Genomic DNA, 17,691 nt, shown 5'->3' on the forward strand with positions numbered 1-17,691 from the left:
CAAGCTGATGGGAATGTGCCTAAGACAATTGCCGAGGGTAGGAGGCAGGGGAACGTTCAGTCGTGATCTCATTGTTCCCTCACGTTTGCTGGACTACGCTACAGTAGCGATGCGGTTCAGTTATACTGTTTCGATCCAGCGTCGCAATTCGATCAGAAACCGTTTTGGCGGAGTAGATCGGTATTGGATGCTTCTCCAAAAAGAGCGATTTACCGAGGTAGGCGGCTCTAGACGTCGGGAGAGGAAGGATTGGCGTCCGTTTGAATCGGTCGCGGATTTGGTGAGGGGAATGGGAAACGCATGGCGATCGCAATAGCGGGGAAGCGTAGCCTCAGAGTGGGAAGCGGTCGGCGAAGAGACTAGGATTGGGGCGACCGACAGTAACTTCTTTCTGGTCCATGGAGGCTAGGTACGGTTCGTCGAAAGGTCAGTATTCGGGAATGCAACGTCGTGTGCCGCGCAAGTTGTTCGGAAGTTGCCAACGATTCTATCCCGGATGCGGGTCTTCAGCCACTTCTCGCGAGGTCTGGCAGGTCGCCTAGAGGGGCCTTGGCGGTTCGAGCGGGCGGGGCGGGCGTGAGTGGGCAGGCATGGCGGCTGGCACCGGCAACCCGCCGTCTGCAAGGTAGCGTTCGAACGTTGTCGCCTGCGAGTGCGCGTCAGCAGGTTAGCGTCCGCGTAATGGCTCCCGCGGTGGACTCGGTTTGCGGGTGGCAGGTCGCGAGGTATGGAAGGTTGCGGGGCAGGTCGCCGACAGTCCGGGGGCGGCGCGAGCAAGCGTGCACGGCGTATCGGTGGAAAGCTCGCGCGCACAGGATTTCGACCGCTGCGGTCGCGTTCCGGACGGCTGGTTGTGAAACCTGGCAGGCTACGGAGGAAGGTGCGGACAGTTTGGATGCAGGGCCGGCGCTGGCGGGCGTCTACCGCGGTTGGCTCCAGAAGGCATGTGTCTGGAAGTCGGCGTTTGCAAGTGCATGTCTGCGGGCTAACGGCCGCAACATCGTGGTCGCGGCGGTCGCGGTTTGCGTGCACGGCGGCGGGGACCGGGAGGCCGGGAGGGTTACGGCAACCAGAGAACGTCGCGCGATGCAGAACTGAGGGCAACAATCGTAGGGAGGCACGCGGCCCGGCAGGGTTTGTGCCTGCCGGGCCTGGCGTTTTACTCCGGCTGGTTGGCCGGCTTGGCGGGCTCCGTCTTCGCTACAGTGCTGCGCGGGGCGGAGGACGTCTTGGCTGCGCCCGACTTGGCGGTGCCGGTCGATGCGGACTTGCTGCGCTTGGGCTTGGCAGGAGCTGCAGGCTTCTTTGCGGCATCCGCGGGATCGCCCGCAGGGGCTGCAACTTTCGCCGCGGGCTTGGCGGCGGCTGGGGCTGTTGGTTGAGCGGCCGGCGCAGCGGTCGCTCCGGTTTCAGCCGGCTTGGCTGCCGAAGCGGCAGTGGCGGCGGGCTTGGCGCTCTTCGGCTTCGCTGGTGCGGCCTTCTTAACCGCGTCAGGCTTGGCCGCGGTCTTGGCGGCAGCAGGCTTGCCCGGCTTCGATGCCGACTTGGCAGCGGGCTTTGCTGCCGGGGTGGATGTGGCCGGAGCTTCTACCGTCTTGGCCGCCTGGGGAGCGGTTCCGCTCTGCGGTTCGCGGGCGAAGCGCTTCTTGCCGCCGCGCGCGGCGGGCGACTTGCTCGCGCTGTCACCCGTGGCCGACGACTTGGCCTTTACTGCCGGAGCCTTGGCCGCGGGCGAAGTCTTGGGCGCTGCCGGAGCAGAGGGAGCGGCCTTCGCTTCGGGAGCCGGCTTGGCGGGCGAGGTTGCGGTTGTCGTAGTGTCGCGCTTGGCGGCACCGGGGCGACCGCCCAGGCCCATGCGCTGGGCGACGGCGCGGCGATGCTCGGAATAGGCCGGGGCGACCATCGGGTAGTCCGCTGCAAGGCTATAGCGCGTGCGGTATTCTGCCGGGGTCATGCCGTTATTGGCCAGGTGGCGCTTCAGGCTCTTGTATGGCTTGCCGTCGATCAGGCTGAGGATGTGCTCCTTGGAAGCCAGGCTGTCTTCGACAGACACGGCCGGCTTGTGGACTGCTTCGCCATCGGAAGCCGACTGGCCGGCAAGGGCCGAACGGGTCTGCTCGATCAGGGCGGCCAGTTCGTTGCTGGGCACGCTGTTGTTGGCGACATAAGCGCTCAGCAGTTCAACTGTCAGACGCGTGAGGTCGGGCTGTTCGCTATCGGGCATCACATGCTCCCTTGGAGTTTTGCGAGGAGGATCCTGTAACGCTGTCCTCGCACGATTGACGTAAATAAACAGGAAATCCTTTGCGGGCCAATAGTCAATTTGGAGGGATGCCAGTTGCGGCCCATCCTGACGGCGTTTGGCACAGTGTGCGCGGTCGAATACTATGGTGTCACCGGTTCCGCCGCACCGCTTGCTGCAGTGCAACAGGTGCGGCGCATGGGCCCCGTGCAAACATGGGGCCGGCCCTAGGTCGTGGGTGCCGCGGCATAGAGTTCGATCTGCGAATGCAGTCCTCCTGTCGAGGATTGACCGACCCAGATGTCGAACAGTCCGGGTTCGGCGATCCGGGCGTTGCCGGCGCCGACGAACTCCAAGTCCTTGCGCGTTAATGGAAAACGTACGGTCTTGCTGTCGCCGGGATCCAGTGTCACGCGCTCCATGCCCTTGAGTTCGCGGATCGGGCGGGTGCGGCTGGCGACGCGGTCACGCATGTAGAGCTGGACGACTTCGCTGCCCCGTCTACTGCCCTTGTTGGTGATCCTTACCGAGATGTCGACAGTCTCGTCCCAGCGCATGGCGGTGTCCGAAAGCTTGAGGTTCTCCAGCACGAATTCGCTGTAGCTGAGGCCGTGTCCAAAGGGGAAACGCGCGCTGTTGTCGGTGGTGGTGTAGCGGGCGCGATACTCGGTGCGGTTGTCGACGACCGGGCGGCCGGTGGACTTGCGGTCGTAGAAGAACGGTTCCTGGCCCGATTCCCAGGGGAAGCTGACCGGCAGTTTGCCCGAGGGATTGACCTTGCCGAACAGCACGTCGGCCACGGCATGGCCGGTCTCGGAACCGAGGAACCAGGTCGCCAGGATGGCCTGGGCATTGGCGACCCCATCGTGAAGCGCCAGCGCGCGGCCGTGGCGCAGCAGGACGACGACCGGCTTGCCGGTCGCGGTCACGGCATCCGCCAGGGCCTGCTGGGCGGCGGGAATCTCGATGGTCGTGCGCGATTGCGCTTCGCCTGACATGGTCTGCGATTCGCCCAGCGCGAGCAAGACGACGTCTGCCGCCTTGGCCGCGTCCACGGCCTTGGCGATGCCGCCGTCCATTGCATTCTCGATGCCGCAGCCGGGCGTGATCGTCAGCCTGGCCGGTTCTGCCAGCGCCGCGCGCAGACCGCTGGCGATGTCCACGCCCTTGCCCGGGTCCCCGTAGAACGCCCAGGGGCCGTAGACATTATCCTTGTCCTCTCCGAACGGTCCGATCAGGGCGATCTTCTGGCCCTGCGCAGGGTCCAGCGGCAATAGGCCGCTGTTCTTGAGCAGGACGATGGAGCGCCCGGCAGTTTCTCGCGCCAGTTCGCGATGGGCCGGCGTGGCGATGTGAGTGCGTTCCACCTCCTCGTCCAGCGAGCGCCAGGGATTGTCGAACAGGCCCATGGCCATTTTCACATAGAGGATGCGCCGCACGGCCACGTCCACCGTGCCCATCGGCACGGCGCCGCTCTTCACCAGATCGGGCAGGTAGCGCACGTAGAGCCCGCTCTGCATCGACATGTCGACGCCTGCCAGCACGGCAAGGCGCGCGGCGTCGCGTTCGTCTTCGGCATAGCCGTGCGCGATCAGTTCCTCGTCGGCAGTATAGTCCGAGAAGACGAAGCCGCGGAACTCCATCTCGCCGCGCAGGATGTCGGTGAGCAGGGCGCGGTCGGCGGTGGCGGGCACCCCATTGATCTCGCTGAAGGCGGCCATGGTGGTGAGCGCGCCAGCGGCGAAGGCGGCGGAGAAGGGCGGCAAGTGGGTTTCGCGCAGCGTTTCGTCGCTGATGTCCACGCTGCCGTATTCCAGGCCGCCCGCGACGGCGCCGTAAGCGGCGAAGTGCTTGGGGCAGGCGAGGAGCGAGTCGGCGCGGCGCAAGTCGCGGCCCTGGAAGCCGCGTATCCTGGCCGCGGTCAGCAGCGCGGTCAACGTGACGTCCTCGCCCGATCCTTCGACCACGCGGCCCCAGCGCTGGTCGCGCGCGACATCGGCCATGGGCGCGAAGGTGAGGTGCAGGCCGGCGGCGGTGGCTTCCACGGCCATGGCGCGGGCACTCCGTTCGGCCAGGGCAGGGTCGAACGTGGAGGCTTCGGCGAGGGGTACCGGGAAGATCGTCTTGAGCCCGTGGATCACGTCGCCGGCGAAAAGCAGGGGTATGCCGAGGCGGCTTTGCTTGACGGCAAGTTCCTGGGCGCGGCGGGCGCCGGCCACGCCGATGCCGTTGAACAGGCAGCCCACGCGGCCCTTGCGAATCTCTTCCGAGAGGCGCTTCTCGTCCTGGATCCCGGCTTGCGGATTGGGCGGGTTGAAGGGGCGGAAGGCGTCGGCAAGGCAAGTCATCTGCCCCGCCTTTTCCTCGATCGTCATGCGCGCGATCAGCGCGTCCACGCGGCTGACCTCGTCGGCGGCGAACGTGATGCGCGGCAGGCCGAGGGCGGCGGCGCCTCCAAGGATGCCAGAAAGGACGGCGCGGCGATGAATGGTCATGGAAACGAGAACAGGATCCGAGTGATGCAAACGATGCCCCCGGAACGCGGCTAGAGATATTATTGTTGCACTGCGGCACAAAAGCGACCGGCCGGGTGTCGCGTGGGACAACCGGCCGGTCGTGGTTCTGTCAGGCCGGGAAGGCCAACAACGTTGAGGTCAGGCGGGGCTGGCGATCATGACCGCGGGCCGGGCCTTCGGCGCTTCCGGGGCCATTCCCGGGATGGCGTCGTCCACGGTGACGGGCTGGCCGCTCTTGATGAGGGCGATGGCCTCGCCCCGGTTCTCCACGGCGGGCGGCGAACCGCGAAGCGGCATGCCGGCGGTCTCGCGCACGGTGAGCATCGTCAGGATGCCGATCGCGGCGGCGCCCATCAGGTAATAGGCCGGGACCAGCGGATCGCCGGTGCGGCTGACCAGCCAGGCGGTGACCAGCGGCGTGGTGCCGCCGAACAGCGAAACCGAGAGGTTGAAGGCGATCGACAGGCCGCTGTAGCGCACGGGGGTGTAGAACAGCGCGGGCAGGGTGGAGGGCATCGAACTGGTAAAGCAGACCAGCGCCACGCCCAGCGTCATAAGGCCGAGGAAGATCAGCCAGTCGTTGCCGCTGCCGATCAGCAGCATGCTGGGGATCGACAGGACCATCAGCGCCACGCAGGCGCCGATGATCATCGGCCGGCGGCCGAGGCGGTCGCTGAACAGGCCGCCGACGACATTGAGCGGCATCATCACCAGCATGACCAGGATGATCAGCAGCAGGCCCTTGCTCTCGGCATAGCCCATCGTCACCGTCAGGTAGTTGGGCATATAGGTCAGCAGCATGTAGTCGGTCACGTTGAAGACGAGGACCAGTCCCACGCACTTCAGAAGCTGGCGCCAGTGCAGGCGGAACATGTCCGACAGGCCGGGGCGGTCCGCCTCGCGGGCGTCGACCTGCTCGCTATAGGCCTGGAACGCCGGGGTCTCCTCCAGCTTGAGGCGCATGTAGAGCCCCAGCAGGCCAAGCGGGCCGGCGACCAGGAAGGGCACGCGCCAGCCCCAGGACAGCATGTCCGCATCGCTGAGCGACATCTGCAAGGCCGTGACCGTGCCGGCGCCGGCGATATAGCCGCCGAGCGTACCGAATTCGAGCCAGCTGCCCATCAGGCCGCGCTTCTGGTCGGTCGAATATTCGGCGATGAAGGTGGCGGCGCCGCCATATTCGCCGCCCGTCGAGAAGCCCTGGACGAGCCGGGCCACCAGCAGCAGGGCCGGTGCCGCCAGGCCGATCCGGTCATAGGAGGGAATGAGGCCGATGGCGAAAGTGCCGGCCGCCATCATCACCATGGTCAGGGCCAGGATCTTGTGGCGCCCGTAGCGATCTCCGAGCGGGCCGAACACGAGGCCGCCAAGCGGGCGCACGAGGAAGGCCGCCGCGAAAGTCGCCAGAGTGGCGATGAGCTGAACCGTGGGGTTGCCCGAGGGGAAGAAGACATGGCCGAGCGTGACGGCGATGTAGCCGTAGACGCCGAAATCGAACCATTCCATGGCGTTACCGAGCGCGGCAGCGCCGACCGCGCGCTTCAGCAGCGAGCGGTCTACCAGGGTAATGTCGTCAATGGCCATTTCACGGCGGGATTTGAACCAGCCGAATTGCGCATGTTGCGCAGCGGCGCCAGATTGCGCATTTCGCGCAACAGGATCGTGCATGTCTGTCTCCGTTCACGCCCGGGCAGGCGCAACGAAGCGGCACCACGATCACCAGGCGAGAGAACGGCCGCAAGGCGGCCGTAAAGGGATGCGATGCCGACAGGGCATCAAGCGGGGGAGGCGCCCCCATAGACAGGTTTGCAGAAAAAGGGGCTGCTAATGGCCGAACCGTGCCTCTGCAGCGATGAATCGAAAATACGCACGACTGAGTCGGCGGCGATTGTGCATCGCCGCCGACCAGGTTTTTGTCAGTTCAAAAGGGATCAAAACTGAAAGTTGACGGATGCCGAGAAAGTGCGCGGAGCACCGATATAGGCATAAGTCGTCGCGGTATTGGTGATGCCCGCGTCATCGAAGGCACCGTAGTAGAACTTGTCGAACAAGTTGGTGACGTTGACTTGCACGAAGGTCTTGTCGTTCAGGCCCAGGAAGCCGAGGTTGAGCCGTGCGTCGAGGTTGACGACGGTATAGGCCGGAACCTTGGCAGCCCAGAGCTGGTTGCCCGAACTGTCGACCACGGCGGCGTTGAGGCTGTTGTAGTAGCGCGATCCGGTCTTCTTGACTTCCACGCCCAGCGACGCGGGGCCGGCATTGCCTTCCACGCGGCCGCCGAAGCTGTAGTGCGGCACGCCGCCTTCCATCTTGCCGGCGGTTTCCGCGTAGCTGGAAGCGCCGGTCTGCACGTCGTCGCGGATGCTCGACCAGAGGTAGGAGCCGAACAAATAGGCCGAGACGTGCTTGTCGGGACGGAACGAGACGCTGCCGTCGATGCCGTAGCGGTCCACGGTGCCGAGGTTGGTGTACGTGGAGGTCTGGGTGTCCGGGTTGTAGGCCGAGGACAGGCGGTTGGAGAAGATCGTGTACCAGCCCGCGACCGATGCCTGGAACATGCCCGAACGGTAGCGCAGGCCGAGGTCGAAGTTGTCGGTCGTTTCCGGCTTGGGATCGGCCGAGCCGTCCGAATAGTAGAAGGCGTTGGTGTAGAGGTTGTCCGTGCCAGGGACCTGCAGGCCCTTGGAATAGTTGGCGTTCATCGACAGGGCCGGGGTGAAGTCGTACGTGAAGCCCACGTTCGGCAGCACGCGGCTATAGTCGAACACCTTGTTCTGCGGTGCTGCATAGGTCGTGGTCAGGCTGGCCTCGTAGGCGGCCAGGCTGTCCCCATCGGCAAGGCAGTTGACCGAGCCGCTGTTGCTGTAGGTCACGCAGTTCTGCGTCAGGTTGCGGCGGAAGAACGGCACGCGCAGGCCGCCGACGACGTGGAGCGAGTTGTTGACGAAATCGCCCGAGTATTCGCCCGAGACCTGATGCAGGATCGCGTAGGACATGCGGTCGCGCTTCTGCAGGACGTTGCCGTTCATGTCGGTCAGCGCATCGTCGGTGTTGAAGTAGTTCGATGCGAAGCCGTTCGAGTCCAGGTAGCCCAGCTCGCCGGTCTGGTGGTGGCGGCCGCGATCGTAAGTATAGGCCATGCGGACACGCTGGTTGTCAGAAAGGTCGTAGCGCAGCGAGGCGATCACGCCGATGCGGTAGGTTTCGGTCTGGCTGGGCGCCGAAAGGCGTACCGTGTCCAGCGTATCGCCGTCGCCGTTGAGGTCTACGCCGCCGAAGTAGGGGGTGCCGCCGATATAACCGCTGGCGATCGTGCTGCTGTAGCTGCCTTCCTTAGCTGCCACGGTGCCGCCGCCGTTGGCGGAAGTATACTGGAGGTAGGGATCGACCGTCAGGGTCAGCTTGTCGCTGAGGGTGAAGCGCGAATTGATGCGGATGTTCGCGGTCTTCGACGGGTTGTAGCGATATTCCCAGGCCGATCCGCAGGAACTGGCGGCATCGGCCACGCCTTCGGTGCCGGCCGGGATGGTGCAGCGGGCGACGGTATAGGCGTCACGCTCGTCGGCATTGGTGGGGATGCCGCTGGTGTTGGTCAGGGCCCAGTCAGAGGCCATGGTGTTGTGATTGACGTTGTAGTGGCCCGAGATCGCGATGAAATCGCCGTTGCTGCCCAGCGGCTGGTAGAGCTTGGCGTTGAACTGCGTCTTGTCGATCTGGCCGATGCCGCCGTAGAGCGCGTCGTACGTGTCCTTGGAGGCCGAGAACCAGGCGCGGGTGCCGGACGAATTGAGGTCGCCGGTGTTGACCATGCCGAACACGCGCATCTTGCCGTAATCGCCGACCGTGCCGACCATGCGGGCGCCGAATTCGTGGCTGGGGTCGATGGAGCGGTAATTGACGGTGGAACCGGAGGCCGAGGCAGTCGGCGAATCGACATCGGTCGTGCCAAGATTGACGTTGACCTGCTCGATCAGTTCCGGATCGAGTTGTTGATTGGTATAGAGTGCATAGTTGCCGGTATCGTTCAGCGGGATACCGTCGAAGGTCTGCGAGATGCGGCTGTCATCGAAGCCGCGGATCATCAGGCTGCCGCCCGAGGAGCCGTAGCCGTCGTAGCTCTGGAAGTTCACGCCGGGGATCAGGTTGATGATCTCGTCGATCGACTGGCCCGGCGTCTCGCGGCCGATCACGTCCTTGGTCAGGACCTGCTTGGCCTTGGGCGTGTTCGGAATCTCGATTCCGGCAATGTCGTTCTGGGTGCGGCCGGTGACGACGATTTCCGACTTCTCGAAATCGAGCGAACCGGTGGACTGGGCGCGGGCCGGGGCGGAACCGAGCACGCAAGCAACCGCGAAGCTCGCCGCGGAGGCGGCGAGAACGGAACGTTTCTGCATTGGATTTACGACCTCATTGGTTCCCCCTGAAGGGGGCATCATGGCTTCAGCATGCGTCTCCGCCTCGGGAAGCACAATCGTCCGCCAACGGTCGTCTTCGGGCAGCCAGGGCGTCGCTGCTGCTGAAGCCTTAATCGGTTTTATGTGACAGTGTCGAGACAGTTGCCGCAGAGTTGAACTGACGAAGATACCAAACTCTATTTGGTGAGGACTTTATGCAACGGCTTAAATCCACATTTCAATCGGATTTCAACTCTGTTGCATCGCCTTGATACAGTCGTGCCCAATTGTATCGGCGTCGTCAATCGCGAACGACTTCGCCTTCGCCGCGAATCGATGTCGCCGGAATGCGGATTTCGGCGATCAATCCGCCGCCGTCGCGGTTGCGCAGGCCGATCGCGGCTCCGAACGTACCGACCTGGGCCTGGGCGATCGCCAGGCCGATACCGGTGCCGTTGCCCTTGCTGGACGACAGGCGGCGGAAGGGCTGGAACGCCAGTGCCAGTTCGTCCTCGGGCAGGCCCGGCCCCCGGTCCGCCACGCGGATCACGAGGTCCGCCCCCTCGCGGTGGCAGCTCAATTCCGCGCTGCCGCCGTACTTGAGCGCATTGTCCACGAGGTTGCCGAGTGCACGTGCCAGGGCATGGGGCTTGACCCGCGCTTCGACATCGCAGCCCTGGCTGAAGACCACGCGGTGCCCGAACTCGGCGGCGTCCTCCGCGGTGCTGGAGAGGATGGAATCGATGTCCAGCACCGACCAGGGTTCGCGGATCTCGCTGCTGCGCGCAAGGTCCAGCCCGTCGCGCACCATCTGCTGGGTCACTTGCAGGTCGGCGACGAGCCGGTCGCGCAAGGCTTCGTCCTCCACTTGTTCCAGCCGCAGGCGCAGCCGGGTAAGCGGGGTCTGGAGATCGTGCGTGACGGAGGCCAGGATCTGCGTGCGTTCGCGCAGGCCTTCGCGCACGCGCTCCTGCGCGAGGTTGAAGGTCTCCAGTGCGGCGCGCACTTCGCTGGGGCCCTTGACCGGGATCGGCTCGAACTCGCCGACCAGCGAGAAGGCGCGGGCGGCGCGTTCCATGCGGCGCAGCGGCGTGGTCGCCAGGCTGGCCGCGAGCAGGCCCAGCAATGCCCCGGCGACGATGATGAGTTCGATATAGGGCGGCCCGACGCGGTGCCGGTTCCAGCTGCGGTCGGGCCAGAGGTCGACGACATAGTCCAGCTTGCGGTCCCCGGCATCGACGCGGATGAACCAGCAGTCCGGCAGCGGGTCGGTGTTCATGCCCGCCGCGTGGGGATAGCGCGTCAGCTGGGCGAAGCATTCGCCGTTCAGCAGCGGCATGACCTGGGCGGGACGGCCGAGGCGCTCGGACAGGCGGCGCGAGAATGTCGGGTCCGGCGCGGTCATGCGCCATGCGGGATTGGCATCGTGCGCCCCCAGGATCACGCCGCGTGACAACAGGTTGGCGGTCCTTGCAGGCTGCCGCTCGAAGCGGTGGGCGATGTCTTCGGCGCTGTCGAGCGCGGCATCGACCTGGTCCCTGCGGAACGTATAGTGGCCCAGGCCGTCGGAGGCCTGCAGCGCCAGGATCGCCGAGGCCGCCATGCCCAGCGAGAGCACCAGCGTCAGGCGCCCCGCCAGCGAGCGCGGATAGTCGCGCAGGCGTTTCAGGAAGCCGGGTTTGACAGGTTCGGCGCTCGTCATTCGAAGGCGATGGGCCCAGGCAGGACGTAGCCTTCGCTGCGCACCGTCAGGATCAGTTCGTCGCCGCCCGGCTCGCTGGCCAGCTTGTGTCGCAGGCGGCTGATCTGGATGTCTATCGAGCGGTCGAAGGCGACGGTGGCGCTGCGCTCAGGCAGCAGTTCCTCACGCGAGAGCACCTGGTTCGGCGCTTCGATGAAGCGTGAGAGCAGGCGGTATTCGGCGGAGGAAAGCATGACCAGCCGGTCGTCGTGAGTGACCAGGCGGCGCTGGTGCAGGTCCAGCCGCCACGGCCCGAGGCGCGCGAAACGGGCGACGCGGGGGCGCTGGCCGCCCTGTCCCGCCGCGCCGTCGAACACGCGCGAGCGGCGCAGGAGATTGCGCACGCGGGCCAGCAGCTCGCGCGGTTCGAAGGGCTTGGTGAGATAGTCGTCCGCGCCCAGTTCCAGGCCGAGCACGCGGTCGATCGGGCCTTCGCGCGCGGTGACCATCATGATCGCACCCTGATGTCCGGCTGCGCGCAAGTCCCGGCAGATGTCCAGCCCGTCGCCGTCCGGCAGGTTGAGGTCCAGGATCAGCAGGTCCACCGGATCGCCCTGGAGGCAGGTGCGCAGTTCGGCCACCGAGCCGACCGAATCCACGCGCTGCGGCTCGCGCGAAAGCTGCGCGGCGATGAGTTCGCGAATGTCGGGATCGTCCTCGAGGACGATGATGCGGCCTTCCGGCGCATCGCTCTGCGGGATCATGAATGAAGCCATAAACGCGCTGCCCGGTGAAGTCTGCCCTGGTGATACACGATGAAACAATAGGCTACCGCCGGCAACTTGACGATACGCGCTGTTGATTGCCGTTCCGTGCTGCGGCGCACAATTGCAGGACCAAAGCTGCAAACGTGCACAGGAGCCCCCCGCTTGCGCCCTTCGTTCAAACATTTCGCCATGGCCCCGATGCTATCCATGGCCGCGCTTTCGCTGGCGACGCTGAGCCTTGGCGGGTGCGGCCAGCAGCAAGCCATGCCGCAGCAGGACGTCGAAGTGGGCGTGGTGACGCTGCGGGCCGAGCCGGTGACGGTCTCCACCACGCTGTCGGGCCGCACCGCTGCGACGACGGTGGCGGAAGTGCGCCCGCAAGTGGACGGGGTGATCCAGTCGCGCCTGTTCGAGGAGGGCTCGCTGGTCCACGCCGGACAGCCGCTCTACCAAATCGATTCGCGGCTTTATCGCGCGTCGCTGGATACCTCGCGCGCGCAGCTGGAGAACGCGCAGGCCACGCTCTACAGCGCCGAGGCCAAGGCGAAGCGCTATCGCACGCTCGGGGACAGCGAGGCGGTGAGCGGTCAGGATCGGGACGAGACGATCGCCGCCGCCCGCGCCGCGCAGGCCGCCGTGCACCAGTACCAGGCGACGAGCCGCAGCGCCGCGGTGAACCTGGAATTCACCCGCGTGCTGGCCCCGATCACCGGGCGCATCGGGCGCTCGTCAGTAACCAAGGGCGCGCTCGTCACGGCCAGCCAGACCGACGCGATGGCGACGATCCAGCAACTCGATCCGATCTTCGTGGATATCACCCAGTCCTCGGCCGACCTGCTGCGCCTGCGCAGCGCGCTCGCCAAGGGCAGCATGATGCCGGCCAGCGCGAAAGTCTCGCTCACGCTGGAGGACGGCACGAAATACCCGGGCGAGGGGACCATCGAGTTCAGCGAGGTCAATGTCGACCCCCAGGCCGGAACGGTGACCCTGCGCGCCCGCTTCCCCAACCCGGACGGCCTGCTGCTGCCCGGAATGTTCGTGAACGTCGCCGCGCCGCAGGGTGTGGTGCAGAACGGAGTGCTCGCGCCGCAGCAGGGCATTTCGCGCGATGCCAAGGGCAACGGCACGGCGCTCGTCGTCGATGCCTCGGGCAAAGTGGAGCAGCGCAAGGTCGTGACGGGCCAGGCGATCGGCGACAAGTGGCTGATCGTCAGCGGGCTGAAGGCGGGGGACCGCCTGATCGTGGAGGGCACCGACAAGGCCCGCGCCGGCGCCAAGGTCAAGGCCGTCACTGTGAAGCTGGGCGACTGATCCGATGAACCTCAGCCGCTATTTCGTCGACCGGCCGATTTTCGCCTGGGTCATCGCCATCATCGTCATGATGGCCGGCGTCGCCGGCATCATGAGCCTTCCCGTCGCGCAATATCCCGATGTCGCGCCGCCCTCCGTCACCGTCAGCGCCACTTATCCGGGCGCTTCGGCGCAGACGCTGGAGAATTCGGTCACCCAGGTGATCGAGCAGCAGCTGACCGGCATCGACAACCTGCTCTACTTCTCGTCGAGTTCGGACAGTTCGGGTTCGGCTTCCGTCACCGCGACTTTCGCCAAGGGCACCGACCCGGACGTGGCGCAAGTGCAGGTGCAGAACAAGGTGCAGCAGGCCAATTCGCGCCTGCCCACCCAGGTCCAGCAGCAGGGCCTCACCGTCACCAAGTCGGGGTCGGACATGCTGCTGGTGGTCGGCCTCTACGACGAGAGCGACAAGACCACTGACAGCGACGTGGCCGACTATCTCGTCTCGAATTTCCAGGACGATCTCGCCCGCGTCAACGGCGTGGGCGGGGTGCGCGTGTTCGGCGCGCAATATGCCATGCGCATCTGGCTCGACCCGGCCAGGCTGGCGGCGCGGCAATTGATACCCTCGGACGTCACCAGCGCGATCTCGTCGCAGAACGTGGACCTTTCCGCCGGCCAGCTCGGCGCCGAGCCGCTGGCCAAGGGGCAGATGCTGAACGCCGTCGTCAAGGCGAAGTCGCGCCTGCAGACGCCCGAGCAGTTCCGCGACATCGTGGTGAAGACGCTGACGGACGGCTCCGTCGTGCGCCTTTCCGACGTGGCGCGGGTGGAGCTGGGACAGGAGAGCTATTCGACGTCGGCCCGCCTCAACGGCCTTCCGGCTTCGGGCATCGGCATCGAGCTGGCCTCCGGCGCGGACGCGCTCAAGACCGTGGCCGCGGTGAAAGCGCGCGTCGACGAACTCGCGCAGGGCCTGCCCAGCGGCTACAAGATCGCCTACGCCCGCGACACCAGCGACTTCGTGAAGCTTTCGATCAAGGAAGTGATCGAGACCCTGGTGATCGCCATCGTGCTCGTCGTCCTGGTGATGTACGCCTTCCTCCAGAGCTGGCGCGCCACGCTGGTGCCGGCCATTGCCGTGCCGGTCGTGCTCATGGGCACGTTCGGCATCCTGGCGTTGCTGGGCTATTCGATCAACACGCTGACCCTGTTCGCCATGGTTCTGGCCATCGGCCTCCTCGTCGACGACGCCATCGTCGTGGTCGAGAATGTCGAGCGCCTGATGCACGAGGACGGCCTCAGCCCCTATCGCGCCACTGTCCGTTCGATGGAGGAGATCGGCTCCGCGCTGGTCGGCATCGCGTTGGTGCTTTCGGCGGTGCTGCTGCCGATGGCGTTCTTCGGCGGCTCGACGGGCGTGATCTATCGCCAGTTCTCGGTCACCATCGTCTCGGCCATGGCGCTTTCGGTGCTGACCGCGCTGATCCTCTCGCCCGCGCTCTGCTCCACTTTGCTGAAGCCGCGTGAACATGAGGATCACGCGCAGGCGCCCGCCACGGGCCTGCGCGGCGCGGTGCAGCGGGTCCAGAAGCAGATCGACGGCTGGTTCGGCGGCTTCAATCGCTGGTTCAACCGCATGACCGGCCGCTATGTCGACACGACCGAGAAGCTGATCGCCCGCCGCCGCGTGTGGCTGGTGGTCTACGGACTGGTGATCGTCGCGCTCGTGGTGGTCTTCACGCGCCTGCCCACCGGCTTCCTGCCGACCGAGGATCAGGGCCAGGTCATGGTCGTCTACCAGCTTCCCGCCGGCGCGACCTCCGAGCGGACCGACAAGGTGCGCGAACAGATCGAGGCGGCCTTTGCCTCCGAAGGCGACAACGTGCCGCTGCGCTTCACCATCGGCGGCTTCAGCTTCAACGGAGCGGGCCAGAACGCGGGCATGGGCTTCGCCAGTCTGGCGCCGTTCGACGAGCGCAAGGATTCCAGCAAGAGCGCCGCGGCGATCAGCGGACGGATCATGGCCAAGCTGGGCAAGATCCGCGATGCGCAGGTCTTCGTGATGACGCCGCCATCGATCCAGGGGCTGGGCCAGTCGAACGGGTTCTCGTTCCAGTTGCTCAATTCCACCAACATGGACCGGGCCAAGTTCGTCGCCCTGCGCGACAAGCTGATCGCGGCGGCCAATCAGGATCCCAAGCTCTCGCAAGTCCGCGCCTCCACCCTGCCGGATACGCCGCAGTTCGACATCCACTACGATGACGCCAAGCTCTCCGTCCTCGGCCTTTCGGTGGACAATGCCACCGACACCCTGAGCACGGCCTGGGGCGGCACATATGTCAACGACTTCATCGACCGTGGCCGCGTGAAGAAAGTCTACGTCCAGGGCGAGGCTACCGCGCGCATGCTGCCGAGCGACCTCGACAAGTGGTTCGTCCGCTCGACTTCGGGCACCAATGGCGACGGCACGAGCAAGATGGTGCCGTTCTCCGCCTTCACGACGATGGGCTGGGAAACCGGACCGAACAGCCTCTCGCGCTTCAACGGCCGCTCGTCCTACACGATCCAGGGCGATGCCGGATCGGGCTATAGCTCCGGCGATGCGATGAAGGAGATGGTCGCGCTGCAGCAGAAGATCGCGCCGGGCACCAGCTATGCCTGGAGCGACCTGTCCTACCAGCAGAACCAGTCGAGCGGGCAGGCGGTCTACCTCTATGCGCTGTCGATCGCGGTGGTCTTCCTGTGCCTTGCCGCGCTTTACGAAAGCTGGTCGGTGCCGCTGGCAGTGCTGCTGGTGATCCCGCTGGGCGTGATCGGCGCGGTGATCGCGGTGGCCGCGCGCGGTCTGGAGAACGACATCTACTTCCAGGTCGGTCTGCTCACCACCATCGGCCTTGCCGCCAAGAACGCGATCCTGATCGTCGAGTTCGCGGAAATGTCCTGGCGCGACGGCAAGGACATGCTCCACGCCGCGCTGGAAGCGGCCCGTGTGCGCCTGCGACCGATCATGATGACCTCCATCGCCTTCATGGCCGGCGTCGTCCCGCTCGCCATCGCCAGCGGGGCAGGCGCGCAAGGCCGCATCGCCATCGGCACTGCCGTGCTGGGCGGCATGCTGACCGCGACGGCGCTGGCGATCTTCTACGTGCCGATGTTCTTCGTCGTCGTTGCCAAGCTCTTCCACCGAGGCGGCAAGGACGACGCTGCCCGGGACCTGCGGCCTGCATCGCATGCCGAAGTCCCGGGCACCCCATCCGAAGGAGAGGCCTGAGCCTCCCCTCTCTCCCCATTCACCGGCGCGGAACAGTCGCACCCTCCCGCGCCGGTGAAGCCCGGAGCCCCATCAGGTCGGGGCTCCGGGCACCTTCATCGAGGAACCAGTCGATGCGTCGCACCCTGATACCGCTCCTTGTCGCCGCCACGGCCCTTGCCGGCTGCAACATGGCGCCCAAGTACGTCCAGCCCGAAGCGGCCGCGCCTGCGCAGTGGCCGCAAGGCGCGGCCTATGCCCCTGCCGAAGCGGGCGAGGCGGGCATGCCCTGGCGCACGCTCCTTGCCGATCCGCGCCTGCAATCGGTGATCGAGCGGGCGCTTGCGAACAACCAGAACCTTCAGGCCAGCCTGGCCAATGTCGCTTCGGCGCGGGCGCAGTACCATGTCGAGCGGTCGTACCAGTTGCCGACCCTGGCCGGCACGGCCAGCGCGACCGGCACGCGCGGGCTCCGGTCCTCGCAGGGCGATACCCAGACCTACAGTGCCAATGCCGGCTTCAGCGCCTTCGAACTCGACTTGTTCGGGCGCCTCAAGAACCAGAGCCGCGAAGCGCTGGAGACCTATCTCTCGACCGAGTCCGGCTATCGCGCCGCCCGGCTGACGCTCGTGGCCAATGTGGCGACGGCCTATGTCACGCTCGCCTCCGACCGCGATCTGCTGACGCTGGCCGAAGAGACGCGCGCCAGCGGCCAGCGCTCCGTGGACCTGACGCAGAGCCTGCTGAAATCGGGGCTTGCGGCGGCCGGAGACCTGGCCTCGGCGCAGACGGTGCTGGAGCAGGCCAACTCCGACGTCGCTTCGCAGACGACTCTGGTGACGCAGGACCGCAATGCGCTGGAGCTGCTGGTCGGCGGGTCGGTGGAGGATGCCCTGCTGCCCGCCTCGCTGGCCGAACTGGATGCGCGCATCGGCCAGGTTCCTGCCGGCCTTTCCTCCGAAGTCCTGCTGCGCCGCCCCGACGTGGTGGAGGCGGAGCATCAGCTGAAGGGGGCCTATGCGCAGATCGGGGCGGCCCGCGCGGCGTTCTTCCCCACGATCTCGCTGACTTCCGCGCTCGGCCTGGCCAGCACGGCGCTGGGGGATCTCTTCACCGGCGGCGCGCTCGGTGCCAGCGGCACGGCAAGCGCGAGCCTGCCGATCCTGGGCGGCACCAACAAGGGCAACCTCGAATATGCCAAGGCGCAGCGCGAATATTACCTCGCCACGTATCGCGCGGCGGTGCAGTCCGCCTTCAAGGATGTCGCCGACGCGCTCGCCCGGCGCGGCACCATCACCGAGCAGCGCGCCGCGCAGGACCGGCTGGTGACGGCGGCGGAGAGGAGCTACCGCCTGGCAGACGCGCAGTACCGGGCGGGGACGGATACCTATCTCGATGCGCTGGTCGCCCAGCGGTCGCTCTACGCCTATCGCCAGACCCGGATCGCGACGATCCTGGCGGACCTCACCAACCGGATCACCGTCTACAGCGCGGTGGGCGCGGACGATACGCTGGCAGGGCCGGTGAGCGCTGCGACCTAGACCC

9 protein-coding genes are annotated in these 17,691 nt (G+C 66.1%); 3 read left to right on the forward strand and 6 right to left on the reverse strand.

Annotated features, from left to right (window positions below; all coding sequences use genetic code 11):
* Nucleotides 1-1,159: 1,159 nt before the first annotated feature.
* The 6 genes from AC1VV3_RS14805 to AC1VV3_RS14830 all read right to left on the reverse strand — a co-directional run bounded on the left by AC1VV3_RS14805 (nt 1,160) and on the right by AC1VV3_RS14830 (nt 11,597).
* The gene (locus tag AC1VV3_RS14805; RefSeq protein ID WP_482962668.1) at nt 1,160-2,224 is read right to left on the reverse strand and encodes a Ros/MucR family transcriptional regulator; all 1,065 of its coding nucleotides are present in this window, start codon (nt 2,222-2,224) and stop codon (nt 1,160-1,162) included.
* Nucleotides 2,225-2,469: 245 nt separating this feature from the next.
* On the reverse strand, nt 2,470-4,737 hold the full coding sequence (locus AC1VV3_RS14810; RefSeq protein ID WP_482962669.1) for a glycoside hydrolase family 3 N-terminal domain-containing protein: 2,268 nt from the start codon (nt 4,735-4,737) through the stop codon (nt 2,470-2,472).
* A gap of 159 nt (nt 4,738-4,896) precedes the next feature.
* Nucleotides 4,897-6,342, reverse strand: a complete 1,446-nt coding sequence (gene proP, locus AC1VV3_RS14815; RefSeq protein ID WP_482962670.1) for a glycine betaine/L-proline transporter ProP — start codon at nt 6,340-6,342, stop codon at nt 4,897-4,899.
* Nucleotides 6,343-6,689: 347 nt separating this feature from the next.
* The gene (locus tag AC1VV3_RS14820; protein ID WP_482962671.1) at nt 6,690-9,152 is read right to left on the reverse strand and encodes a TonB-dependent receptor; all 2,463 of its coding nucleotides are present in this window, start codon (nt 9,150-9,152) and stop codon (nt 6,690-6,692) included.
* A 301-nt stretch (nt 9,153-9,453) separates the two neighbouring features.
* The gene (locus AC1VV3_RS14825; protein ID WP_482962672.1) at nt 9,454-10,854 is read right to left on the reverse strand and encodes an ATP-binding protein; all 1,401 of its coding nucleotides are present in this window, start codon (nt 10,852-10,854) and stop codon (nt 9,454-9,456) included.
* Nucleotides 10,851-11,597 (reverse strand): response regulator transcription factor, encoded by a 747-nt coding sequence (locus tag AC1VV3_RS14830; protein WP_132268970.1) that lies wholly within the window; start codon nt 11,595-11,597, stop codon nt 10,851-10,853. The genes AC1VV3_RS14825 and AC1VV3_RS14830 overlap by 4 nt, the downstream gene beginning before the upstream one ends.
* A gap of 192 nt (nt 11,598-11,789) precedes the next feature.
* Between AC1VV3_RS14830 and AC1VV3_RS14835 the strand changes: the two genes are divergently transcribed.
* The 3 genes from AC1VV3_RS14835 to AC1VV3_RS14845 all read left to right on the forward strand — a co-directional run bounded on the left by AC1VV3_RS14835 (nt 11,790) and on the right by AC1VV3_RS14845 (nt 17,687).
* Nucleotides 11,790-12,911 carry an efflux RND transporter periplasmic adaptor subunit gene (locus AC1VV3_RS14835; RefSeq protein ID WP_442047320.1) on the forward strand — a complete coding sequence of 374 codons (1,122 nt, stop codon included), beginning with the start codon at nt 11,790-11,792 and terminating at the stop codon, nt 12,909-12,911.
* Nucleotides 12,912-12,915: 4 nt separating this feature from the next.
* A complete protein-coding gene (locus AC1VV3_RS14840) occupies nt 12,916-16,167 on the forward strand; it encodes an efflux RND transporter permease subunit (protein WP_482962673.1) in 3,252 nt (1,083 codons plus the stop codon).
* A gap of 113 nt (nt 16,168-16,280) precedes the next feature.
* The gene (locus AC1VV3_RS14845) at nt 16,281-17,687 is read left to right on the forward strand and encodes an efflux transporter outer membrane subunit (RefSeq protein WP_482962674.1); all 1,407 of its coding nucleotides are present in this window, start codon (nt 16,281-16,283) and stop codon (nt 17,685-17,687) included.
* The last annotated feature ends 4 nt before the right edge of the window (nt 17,688-17,691 follow it).

Source organism: Novosphingobium sp. BL-S-34 (genome assembly GCF_056857015.1).

Bases quoted from the DNA above. Each gene is read 5' to 3' on its own strand.
- AC1VV3_RS14835 (WP_442047320.1), top strand. From the start codon at position 11,790: ATGGCCCCGATGCTATCCATGGCCGCGCTTTCGCTGGCGACGCTGAGC.
- AC1VV3_RS14845 (WP_482962674.1), top strand. From the start codon at position 16,281: ATGCGTCGCACCCTGATACCGCTCCTTGTCGCCGCCACGGCCCTTGCC.
- AC1VV3_RS14825 (WP_482962672.1), bottom strand. From the start codon at position 10,854: ATGACGAGCGCCGAACCTGTCAAACCCGGCTTCCTGAAACGCCTGCGC.
- AC1VV3_RS14840 (WP_482962673.1), top strand. From the start codon at position 12,916: ATGAACCTCAGCCGCTATTTCGTCGACCGGCCGATTTTCGCCTGGGTC.
- AC1VV3_RS14810 (WP_482962669.1), bottom strand. From the start codon at position 4,737: ATGACCATTCATCGCCGCGCCGTCCTTTCTGGCATCCTTGGAGGCGCC.
- AC1VV3_RS14830 (WP_132268970.1), bottom strand. From the start codon at position 11,597: ATGATCCCGCAGAGCGATGCGCCGGAAGGCCGCATCATCGTCCTCGAG.
- AC1VV3_RS14820 (WP_482962671.1), bottom strand. From the start codon at position 9,152: ATGCAGAAACGTTCCGTTCTCGCCGCCTCCGCGGCGAGCTTCGCGGTT.
- AC1VV3_RS14805 (WP_482962668.1), bottom strand. From the start codon at position 2,224: ATGCCCGATAGCGAACAGCCCGACCTCACGCGTCTGACAGTTGAACTG.
- proP (WP_482962670.1), bottom strand. From the start codon at position 6,342: ATGGCCATTGACGACATTACCCTGGTAGACCGCTCGCTGCTGAAGCGC.